This window comes from Vibrio sp. VP6, from assembly GCF_028823755.1.
GTDB lineage: Bacteria > Pseudomonadota > Gammaproteobacteria > Enterobacterales > Vibrionaceae > Vibrio > Vibrio parahaemolyticus.
In genome coordinates, this window is sequence record NZ_JAPEID010000053.1 from 15,818 (window position 1) to 27,226 (window position 11,409).

Below are 11,409 nucleotides of genomic sequence, written 5' to 3' on the forward strand. Positions count from 1 at the left end.
AAAACAGCCACTTAAGAATTGGCACGCTCCTTTCATTGCATATAAAACAAATCAATGAGAGGGCGAATCATGAAAAGGACATCACTAATACTCGGATCACTGTTCGTAAGCGCTTATGCGAATGCGGCACCTTTCGACACTTGTCCGAGCAAAGCGTATTTATTCCAATCGACCCCCGTTCAAGTTTATGGCGTCAATCTGGTTACAGGTTCCACCACTTTATTAGCTGATGATGTGGGTTTGGCATCAGGGATCAATGCCGTCGGGTTCGACTTCACCGACAGATACATTTATGGCTACGATACCACCAACTTGAAAATCGTCCGTTTAGGGAAAGACTTTCAAGCAGAAACACTGAATGTCGCTGGTTTGCCTAGCCATACGTTTTTTGTTGGCGATGTTTATAATCACGTTTACTACTTATATCGCAAAGGAAAAGGATTATTTTCCATTGATTTATCACCGTTAGATACCGATCCAAATGCGACGCTAACACTTACGCAAATTACCGCGACCGCAAACGTCAACTTGACAGATTTTGCCTTTCATCCTGGCGACGGTTCGCTTTACGGAATCGACAACAACTCCGGCATTCTCTACAAATTCAATACTGCAAACGGCCAAGCCACTATGATTGGAGATACGGGCGAAACCGGTACCTTTGGTGCGGGCTATTTTGACGTCAACGGCAATTACTACGTTTCCCGCAATCAAGACGGAAAAATCTACCGTATTAATTTGTCAGCGGACAACGCTTCAAACATCAACGCGGGCATTGTCCCAGCGGTTGAGTTTGTCTCGAACGGCCCGAGTTCAAGCCAAAATGACGGTGCACGCTGCGCCAACGCGCCAGTTATTGATGAGGATGACCCAATCGATTTTGGCGATGCTCCAGATAGTTACCACACGCTTCTTTCCTCAAACGGTCCACGACACGAAATCGATGGTGTGACATGGCTTGGTGTCATTGCGCCTGATGGCGATCCTGACGGACAAATTGCACCTTCTGGCGACAACAAAGTTGGTACCGCAGACGAAGATGGTGTTGGCTTTGTTGCCGCACTCGATCCAGGTTTGAGTTCACTGGTGAATGTGACAGCGTCTACTTCTGGCTACTTATCCGCTTGGTTTGACTGGAACCGAGACGGTGATTTTGCAGATGAAGGTGAACAAGTATTTACAGACCAGTTACTCGCAGCAGGAAACAACATACTTCCATTTATCGTCTCTGAATTGGCAACCGCAGGACCAAGTTGGAGCCGATTCCGCTTTAGTCAACAAACAGGGCTCAAATACGATGGAGGCTCAACCTCCGGCGAAGTAGAAGATCATCCAATCACTATCACCGAAAATGGCGTATCTGTTCAGCATTTTCCAAGTGCAGAAGGCTACGCAACGGTAGCGTTTGAGGATAACTGGCCATATACCGCAGACTACGACATGAACGACGTCGTCATTCAGTTCCGAATCACAGAAACGCGTATGGAAGGTGTGGTCGAGAACATTCAAATCACCGGTGACCTCGCCGCTTACGGTGCAGGATACAAAAATGGCTTTGCTATTCGTTTACCGGGCGTAGCAAAAACAAGTATTGAGAATGGCTTAACTACCCTGTCGTTTAACGGCGTTCAACAAGCAAGCAATGGATTGGAAACTCTCTCGGAAGAGGCCATTTTCATCATCAGCGATGATCTCAGCCAATACACGCAAAGCAATTGTACCTACTTCCGAACTCAATCAGGATGTGATGACAACGTTGCTTTCTCTTTTACGTTGACGGTTTACTTTAAGGAAGGCTCCGACCGCTCTGGCTTACAAGCCATGCCTTACGACCCATTTATCTTTGCAACACCAAATACGTACCACGGTGACGGTATCACCTTCCAGCCAGGCCGAAAATGGGAAGTACACCTACCGGATCAAGCGCCAACCGAACAGTTTGATGATGCCAATTTGTACGGACTCGGGGTTGATGCAAGTGATCCTGTACAAGGTAGGTACTTCAAAACCAGCAACAACCTACCTTGGGCTCTGCTGATTGTTGAGGACTGGGAGTGGCCATTGGAAAACGTAGACTTGGTTGACGCGTATCCACAATTTGCCACTTACGCTGAATCAGCCGGCAGTCAAAATGCTAACTGGCATGCCTCACCAAAAGCAAACAAATGCTACATTCCATAGGAGAGCACATTATGAAAAATTTAATCACAATCATCATGGGATTAGCGTTAACAGCCTGCGGCGGTGGAGGTGGCGGCGGTGATAAAAGCGGTGACAGCTCAACGCCTCCACCAACTCAGACCACCATCGTGGTCGAAGAACCAAGCATGCAAACGCTGAACGTACCAGATGGCTACGACTACGATCCGATCGTCGCTCGTGCTCTATCTGTTGACATTAGTGGCTACTCTTCACAACGCGCGCACCTTAGTGTCTATAAAGAGTATCAAGAGACGACTTCAGGTACCTATCAAGCGAAATACGCAAGCAAAGTAGCTTCTGAAGCACTCATCAACGGAAAAGCCGAAATGAATTTTCCAGTCTCCGATAGCCAAGGAAATCTGTTAGTCGAAGTTTGGTTTTATGACGGTTCAGACCCCGTGCAGCACGTGATATCAGCAGAAGATTCATCTTGGCGCCTGTAAGCATTAATGTCATGAATAGCAAACAAACCTAAACCTCTTAGAGATGTTAAATATCAGCAAAAATCGCATCGTTCTTTGAACATGCGATTTTTTTATTGTAAAACAATAGGCTTACGCTAGCCTAAACGGGTGGAACTCAACTTGGATAACCCCAAAACTTACATTTTGGTCCTCATCGGTTCGATTGCTCTGCTCCTTTTACTTTTGTGGGGCTCACCCACCAGCGAAAAAACCTTATCAGCGACCGTCATCAGCAACACTTTGACTCAGTCTTTAGACGGGCAACGACGTTACCTGACGATAGACGCACCTGATATCGAACAACAACGCGTCGCCGTTCCGATAACAACTGATTGTGCGATCGGTTCGACAGCCACATTTAGGCAAGCGACAAGCTCAACTTTTGAACCATCACTTTCATTCGTCAGCTGTAACTAGAACAGTGGTCATTCCCACGACAAGAAGGATTTAGCAATGCAAGCATTGATCAGTGCAAAAGAACTCCATGCCCTACTTGACCAAAAAAATGTAAAGCTTTTAGACGCAAGCATTAGCTTTCAAATTCCTTCGGAAAGCAAAAAAATCACCGATAAATGGATTCCAAACACTTACCGTTTTGATTACGACAATGATTTTTGTCTGCCTGATACCTCTTTGCCGCACATGATGCCAACCGAAGCAGGATTTAATGTAAGCGCACAAAAGCTTGGGCTAAATAACGAAGACTTGATCATCGTTTATGACAACTCAGGTACGCTTGCTTCACCACGCGCATGGTGGATGCTCAAAGCGATGGGACACGAGAACGTCAAAGTACTTAATGGTGGACTTCCAGCTTGGATAGAAGCGGGATTGCCCGTCGTAGATTCGCTCGCAAAACCTGAACAATTAGGAAATTTTTCGGGAAAATTAAATAAAAATGCATTTTTGGACGCAAATGCAGTATTAGAGTACTCAAACAATTGCAGTGCGCATATTGTTGATGCTCGCTCACGAGCGCGCTTTTTTGGTGAAGTGCCTGAGCCAAGAGAAGGATTGCGCAGTGGCCATATTCCAAACTCGTTGTGCCTGCCTTTTCAAGAACTGCTGGATAACGGTTACATCAAACCGAACTCAGAATTGAAACAAGCATTTAGCGAACTGTCGCTATATAATGACAATTCAATCATTTTCAGCTGTGGCTCAGGTGTGACTGCCTGTATTTTATTGTTGGCAGCTCATCAACTTGGCTTACGCAACTTATCTGTTTATGACGGTTCATGGACAGAATGGGGTGCAGACTGCTCACTGCCAATTACGCGTTAAGCTAGGGGTTATCAAAACAATATGGTCGGATTAAAGAAGAACATTTGGACTCTTTACATGATGCTGCTCACCGTCAGTATCGTGACATTTTCGCTATTCGGCTATTACCACTACCAAGCAACGTTAGACAAATACAAAGACAAACAGCTCCTACAATTGGAGCTGTTTGCTTCCTCCGTTGAGTCACTTTTAAAAGGGCAAGAATCGCTGCTAGAAGTCGTTGGTCATCAACTGGTGGAGCAAAATAGCTTCACTCGTACCGCGGCCATTCAAACTCGCCCAATGTTAGATAAACTTCTCAACATTCATCCGGCGATCATCGGTTTTGGCTTGACCAATCCCAACGGCGACTACATTTCCGTTAGCTCGAACTTGATTTTGGAAAAGCTACACAATCTCAAGCAAGATCCGCTGACCAGAGAGACCTTCCTTGAAGCGTTGAACTCCGATCGCATGGTGATCGGCAGAACCTACTTTATGGAAGCGCAAGACTCGTTAGTTATTCCCATTCGTAAAGCGATTCCAGATAAAAATGGCGTAGTACAAGCGGTAATGACGGCTGGCTTTAACATGAATACGTCGTCAGTGTTTCGTAACGACATTCATGCTAATGAACACAATCGCGTGTCCCTAATTAGAAACGACGGCTACCTTACGTTTAGCTCATCTGAAGACACCACGATCAAGGACTATCAAAAGCCCGCCGATGATTTAAATAAACAAGCCTTATTGGATCAAATCCAGCAAGACTACGGCTGGGATACCGACCAAGTAAAACAGCTAACCCGAGCAATCAATGTCGTCGTCGACACCCAACGTTTGAATGAATTAATCACACTCAAATACCTTCCTGATTATGGGTTATGGGCGGCGTCGTCGACCGATTTGGGCTTCATCAAGCGCGGCTTTTACAGCCAATTTGCGTTTTACTGCATCGTCTTTCTGATCGTTCAAGCAGCGTTTTATGCGCTGTTTCGCTCAATCGCTAACAATGAACACGAAACCAAAGAGCGTTTGCTTTACCAAGCTTGTCATGATCATCTAACTCGCCTACCTAATCGCGAGTATTTACGTTCCAACATTCAACGTTGGATGTGTGGCAGCAGTAACCCGTTCACCTTAATGTTCATTGATATCGATAACTTCAAATCGGTCAATGACACACACGGCCACGAATTTGGTGACGAAGTTCTAAAACAGATCTCGACTCGCCTTAACCACTTTTCGGGCGAAGGTCGTTTGATCGTCCGTGAGGCAAGCGACGAGTTCATCTTTATCGTTAATCGAACTGATGAAGATACCATCAAAGATCTAGCAAGCGAGCTGATTCAAACGCTTTCCAAACCATATAACGTTAGCGATAACCAGTTTCTGCTCAGTTGCAGCATTGGGATTGCGTTCTACCCAATGCACGGCGACAACTTAGACGCGCTGCTGCTTTCTGCAGATATCGCCATGTATCAAGCGAAGAAACAGCGTAATGCGTACAGTCTGTTTAATCAGGAGATGCAAGCAAGTCATCTGCACAAGATGAAAGTCGAGCAACGTCTGAGGCTTGCGATTGAGAAGCAAACGCTGTTTATGGCTTATCAACCGCAGTTAAACATTAATAGCGAGATTTATGGTGTTGAGGCGCTTGTTCGTTGGGAAGACGAGGAACTGGGCAAAGTGCCACCTAACGAATTTGTTCCTGTCGCTGAAAGCTCTGGTTTGATGGTGCGATTGGGTGAGTTGATCATCGAAAAGAGCCTTGAAGATATGGGCTTACTGACAACCCACCTTGCCACTCCAATTCAGATGTCGATCAATATTTCCGTCAAGCAGTTCCTGCACGCCAAATTTATAGAGCGCTTGATGGCGGCGATGGACAAATACCATCTTGATTGCAATAGAATCACGTTAGAAATTACCGAGAACTTGTTTATCGAAGATCTAGAAAAGTTCTCTCCGACTTGCGAGCGCTTGCACGCTTTGGGCTTTAAGATTTCATTGGATGATTTCGGAACGGGCTATTCGTCACTAAGCATGTTGAGAACATTGCCGATTGATGAAGTTAAAATTGACAAGAGCTTTGTCGACAATATTGAGCACGATAAAAAAGCGCTGAATATGGTGAAAAACATCATCGCTATTGGCAAAAACTTCGAAATGAAAGTCTTAGCCGAAGGGGTCGAAACGCAACGACAACGCGACCAATTAGAAGCGTGTGGCTGTGATTTGATTCAAGGTTATTTCTACTCCAAGCCACTCTCTTTTGACCAACTTGTTAGCTTTGTGAAAGACAATAAAGAAGAAAAAGCCATCATAGATTAACGATGGCTTTAGTGATGTCGGTTTTAAACCACGATTTCCGTTTATTTCTGCATTTCTTGGTACATCACCTCAACAAGCTCGCCTTTCGGGTCACCCGACAATTCCCAAGTAAAAATGCCACCTAAGTTCGCCTGTTTCGCCCAATTTGCTTTGGCTTTGATCGAGCGTTGATCTTCGTAAGAGATAAAAACTTTCTTTTCAGGATTCCACAAGTACGGCGCTTGGGATTGCTCATCATAATTGTACTCGTAGCCCTGCTTCGCTCCATAGTTCTTCACTAAATCCCAGAACATGAAATAGCCGTTCTCACCCGTACCAAACTGCGCTCCTTGCTCGGATACGAGATTTTGCGTTGGTAAGCCACCCGAAAAGTCTTTAGTACCTTGCCAGCCACGCCCATAAAATGCAGCGCCAATCACCAGTTTTTCACTTGGAATACCCAGCTCGATCATCTGGTTGATGAACACGTCTGCGCCCATGCCCCACCAGCTTCGCTCTGTCGCGTGCAAGTTGGTAGTATGGCCAGTTTGTTGCCCCCACCCACCAAGAAAGTCATACGTCATCGCAAACATGTTGGTTAGGTACGGTTCTGCTGCTTTCCAATCGATACCTGCCGCTTTTGGACCAACGCCTACCGCCGTAGAAAGCTCGTATTCACGTTTGGTTTGATTTGTGAGTTCATCTAACTCTGCACGCATGGTTTTCACCAAGTAGGTAAACGCCTCACGCTCAGACGCTTTTTGTTCATCAGAAAGCTTGGTATCTGGGTTCCAAGGCGACGTTGTTAAACCGCCACCGCCTGGGTATTCCCAATCCAGATCAATGCCATCAAAGAAATCATATTGAGCAATCAACTCAACGGCACTTTTTGAGAATTGATCCATCGCTTGTTTGTTTTTCGCCATAGCATGGAACGGTTCGGACATTGTCCAACCACCAAAAGAAGGAAGAATTTTGAGATCAGGATGTTGTTTCTTCATTTCGGCAAGTTGAGCGAAGTGACCTTTGTATGGCACGTTAACTGAGACAGCGCCAAAGTTCTTTTCCAGTGCCGCTTCGGTATCGACAATGATCGCCGTATAGGGATCTTTTCCTTCGCATTGTTTAGCTACTAGGTTTTGCACCGTTTCAGAGGCACCGGTATGAGGACCGCACATACTGAGAAACGCGTAAATCACATGTGTCAGTTTATCGGCGGGAATATCTTTCACCGTGTATGGGTTTTCTGCATTCGCGTACTGCCAATCCGCAAAGTAACCCGCTACGACTTTTTGCTCGGCGTGCGCCGCACCAGTTATCCCCATAATTAGTGCAGCAAGAAGTGTCTTTTTCATTGTTTTCTCCAGAGTAGGTGTACAAATTTAAAGCTACTCCTAGAGAATATTTTTAACTTGAAAACGAAATCAGGCTGCGAGTCATTTATAAATCCTCGCAGCCTGATTACATAAGTTGCATATTATTTGTGCTAACTCTCAGATGCCGCGTTACCGTGCATCTGCTCATCCAAGTTCAATACTGTCAAAGCGTTGCTTACACTGGTAGCAATCACGTCGATTGCACCGGTACGTAACGCACCAAGTAATGCAAGCGGTTTACTGTTTTCAGCAGCGATAGCAATCACTTCTGCGATTGGCCGAAACTCTTCAATTCCAAGGCCAATGACACGGTCACTCATTACGGTGTTGGCAACGTTACCGTGAATATCAAAGAAGTCATAACCCGCAAAGTCCCCTACTACGCCTTGTTTTAGTCGGGATTGAACCACTTCATCTGGTGTAAACCACCCTAGATCGACCATGTAGCTGTTTTCGCTCATATCACCAATACCGACTAAAGCAACATCGGCTTTACGTGCCAAATCGAGCGTTTGTTTGACGGTCGCATTCTGCATGAACGCCATTTTTTGCTCGCGGTTTTCTGCATAAGCCGGCGCGTAAAGCGTTTCGGACGTTCCGCCGTACTTTTTAGCTAACTGACGACAAATGTGGTCAGCATTGTACATACCACCACGTGGGTGAATACCGCCGATACCACACACAAATTTGCAGTCTCGTGGGGTGATCACCCCAATATGATGAGCAACAGAAGAGACGTTACGCCCTTGTCCAACGGTCACCACCATGCCGTTTTTAAGCGTACTGGTGAGATAATTGGATACTAATCCCGATACCTGCAGTCGCTGCGCTTCTTCATTCGGCTGGTCAAGAGCGACAAGCGCGCGCTTTACGCCAAATCGCTCGATCAAACGTTGCTCAATCTTGGCGCTGAATACCGGGTGATATTTAACGGTGATTTCAACGATGCCTTCATCACGCGCTTGTTTGAGCATTCGCCCTACCTTCGCGCGTGAAATGGCAAATTTTCTCGATATCTCTTCCTGAGTCGCACCGTCCTGATAGTAGGCAACGGAGATCTCTGTCAACAAATCCGTGTTTTCAATGGAAATATCTTGGTTAGAACTGCTCATGTTTACTCTCGTCGTTTAAGAGGCCCGACATTGTATGCAATAAGTGAGCATCTGCTCATTGACTTAGCATATGTTCTCCATCAATTTAAACGCAACATTTGCTCACTGCAATAACATTTTCTCAGTACGGTTTTTTGCTATTTCTAACAACGCTCAAGCATTGAGCAATAAGGGCAAACGTTTATTTGGGTTAACCGCTAAACACACAGTAAAAAAACGTTGATGAAGTTCACTATAAGTCGATTTCACCGATTGACTTTCGGCATAGATAGGATAAATATGAACACATCATTTACTCAGCTATCGAACAAATGTTCATAGCATTTGTTCGGTAACGAAATTTTCCGTAGTTGGCTGAGCAGATGTCTCATTAAACGCGATGAGACGATTAGCTAACTCGCTTGCAAATGCACAAGCTGTGGCAACAAAAACCACGCTTAAGCCCATTTATATAGGATGATCGATTATGAGCAACAAGTTAGAGCAACTTCGTAAACTAACGACTGTAGTAGCAGACACTGGTGAAATTGATGCAATCAAAAAGTACCAGCCAGAAGACGCAACAACTAACCCTTCTCTTATCCTAAAAGCAGCTCAAATCGCAGAGTACGCACCTCTAATCGATGCTTCAATCGAATACGCTAAAGCACAGAGCAACGATAAAGCTCAACAAGTTCAAGACACTTGTGACATGCTTGCAGTAAACATCGGTAAAGAAATCCTAAAAACTATCCCAGGTCGTATCTCTACAGAAGTTGATGCTCGCCTATCTTACGATATGGAAGGCAGCGTAGCGAAAGCACGCCAACTAGTGAAAATGTACAACGATGCTGGCATCACTAACGACCGCATCCTTATCAAACTGGCGTCTACTTGGGAAGGTATCCGCGCAGCTGAAATCCTAGAGAAAGAAGGCATCAACTGTAACCTGACTCTTCTATTCTCATTCGCTCAAGCGCGTGCTTGTGCAGAAGCGGGCGTATTCCTAATCTCTCCATTCGTTGGCCGTATTATGGACTGGTACAAAGCGAAAGAAGGCCGCGACTTTGAAGCATCAGAAGATCCAGGCGTACTGTCTGTTACTAAGATCTACAACTACTACAAAGAGTACGGCTACAAAACGGTTGTTATGGGCGCAAGCTTCCGCAACATCGGTGAGATCCTAGAACTTGCTGGTTGTGACCGTCTAACTATCGCTCCTGCTCTACTTGCAGAACTAGAAGCTGCAGAAGGTGAAGTGGTTGAGAAGCTAGTTGATTCTAAAGGCGCAGCTGAGCGTCCAGCACCAATGACTCACGCTGAGTTCCTATGGGAACACAACCAAGACCCAATGGCTGTTGAGAAACTGGCAGAAGGCATCCGCAACTTCGCAGTTGACCAAGGCAAACTAGAAGCGATGATCGAAGCTAAGCTTTAATTGCTTACCAAGAGCGAGTAGCCCGTCTACTCGCTTTTAGCATCAGCGCTCATTCAAGATTTTCTATTTGAACTTGTTTATACGAGTTCCCTCTATTTAAACACTTATCGAGAAGTAATCACTATGGATCGTAAATACCTAGCAAATGCAATCCGTGCGCTAAGCATGGACGGTGTTCAACAAGCTAACTCTGGCCACCCAGGCGCACCTATGGGTATGGCTGATATCGCTGAAGTTCTTTGGCGTTCTCACCTAAACCACAACCCATCAAACCCTGAATGGGCAGACCGCGACCGTTTCGTACTGTCTAACGGCCACGGCTCAATGCTAATTTACTCACTACTGCACTTGAGCGGTTACGAGCTATCTATCGATGATCTGAAAAACTTCCGTCAGCTTCACTCTAAGACTCCAGGTCACCCAGAGTACGGCTACGCTCCTGGTATCGAGACAACAACGGGCCCTCTAGGTCAAGGCATCACCAACGCTGTTGGTATGGCAATGGCTGAGAAAGCGCTAGCAGCGCAATTCAATAAAGAAGGCCACGACATCGTTGACCACTTCACTTACGTGTTCATGGGCGACGGCTGTCTAATGGAAGGTATCTCGCACGAGGCATGTTCTCTTGCTGGTACGCTAGGCCTAGGCAAACTGATCGCATTCTGGGATGACAACGGCATCTCTATCGACGGTCACGTTGAAGGTTGGTTCTCTGACGATACACCTAAGCGTTTCGAAGCTTATGGCTGGCACGTAATTCCAGCAGTAGACGGTCACGATGCTGACGCAATCAACGCAGCGATTGAAGCTGCAAAAGCGGATCCTCGCCCTACTCTAATCTGTACTAAGACTATCATCGGTTTTGGTTCACCAAACAAATCAGGTTCACACGACTGTCACGGTGCACCACTAGGCGCTGAAGAAATTGCAGCGACACGTAAAGAACTAGGTTGGGAGCACGGTCCTTTTGAAATTCCGCAGGAAGTCTACGCAGAATGGTCAGCGAAAGAAACAGGCGCAGCTAAGGAAGCAGCGTGGAACGAGAAATTTGCAGCTTATGAAGCAGCGCACCCTGAGCTGGCAGCTGAATTTAAACGCCGCGTAAACGGTGAACTTCCAGCAGAGTGGGAAGAGAAAGCAAGCCAAATCATTGCAGATCTTCAAGCAAACCCAGCAAACATTGCGTCACGTAAAGCATCTCAAAACGCTCTAGAGGCATTTGGTGCTCTACTACCTGAATTCATGGGCGGCTCTGCTGACCT

At 45.9% G+C, this 11,409-nt stretch carries 9 protein-coding genes; 7 read left to right on the forward strand and 2 right to left on the reverse strand.

Features of this window, described 5'->3' with window-relative positions:
* Window positions 1-69: 69 nt before the first annotated feature.
* The 5 genes from OU793_RS22085 to OU793_RS22105 all read left to right on the forward strand — a co-directional run bounded on the left by OU793_RS22085 (window position 70) and on the right by OU793_RS22105 (window position 6,263).
* On the forward strand, window positions 70-2,181 hold the full coding sequence (locus OU793_RS22085) for an LruC domain-containing protein (RefSeq protein WP_140102994.1): 2,112 nt from the start codon (window positions 70-72) through the stop codon (window positions 2,179-2,181).
* A gap of 11 nt (window positions 2,182-2,192) precedes the next feature.
* A complete protein-coding gene (locus OU793_RS22090; protein WP_025629866.1) occupies window positions 2,193-2,645 on the forward strand; it encodes a hypothetical protein in 453 nt (150 codons plus the stop codon).
* A 141-nt stretch (window positions 2,646-2,786) separates the two neighbouring features.
* Entirely contained in the window at window positions 2,787-3,083 is a 297-nt protein-coding gene (locus tag OU793_RS22095) for a hypothetical protein (protein WP_024702597.1), read from the forward strand.
* A 36-nt stretch (window positions 3,084-3,119) separates the two neighbouring features.
* The gene (locus OU793_RS22100) at window positions 3,120-3,950 is read left to right on the forward strand and encodes a sulfurtransferase (RefSeq protein ID WP_065767505.1); all 831 of its coding nucleotides are present in this window, start codon (window positions 3,120-3,122) and stop codon (window positions 3,948-3,950) included.
* A 21-nt stretch (window positions 3,951-3,971) separates the two neighbouring features.
* Complete coding sequence (locus tag OU793_RS22105) at window positions 3,972-6,263, forward strand: EAL domain-containing protein (RefSeq protein WP_140102996.1); 2,292 nt, start codon at window positions 3,972-3,974, stop codon at window positions 6,261-6,263.
* Window positions 6,264-6,304: 41 nt separating this feature from the next.
* Here the strand turns inward: OU793_RS22105 and OU793_RS22110 are convergent, their stop codons facing one another.
* Together OU793_RS22110 and OU793_RS22115 are read right to left on the reverse strand one after the other, a co-directional pair.
* Complete coding sequence (locus OU793_RS22110; RefSeq protein WP_025623728.1) at window positions 6,305-7,597, reverse strand: glycoside hydrolase family 18 protein; 1,293 nt, start codon at window positions 7,595-7,597, stop codon at window positions 6,305-6,307.
* 131 nt (window positions 7,598-7,728) lie between these two features.
* Window positions 7,729-8,730, reverse strand: a complete 1,002-nt coding sequence (locus OU793_RS22115) for a sugar-binding transcriptional regulator (protein ID WP_005463541.1) — start codon at window positions 8,728-8,730, stop codon at window positions 7,729-7,731.
* Between the two features lie 466 nt (window positions 8,731-9,196).
* Here OU793_RS22115 and tal point away from each other — a divergent pair, with 466 nt between their 5' ends.
* Window positions 9,197-10,147, forward strand: coding sequence for a transaldolase (gene tal / locus OU793_RS22120; RefSeq protein ID WP_005463537.1), 951 nt, complete (start codon window positions 9,197-9,199; stop codon window positions 10,145-10,147).
* A gap of 123 nt (window positions 10,148-10,270) precedes the next feature.
* The coding region (locus tag OU793_RS22125; RefSeq protein WP_274647838.1) for a transketolase at window positions 10,271-11,409 on the forward strand (1,139 nt) is incomplete at its 3' end.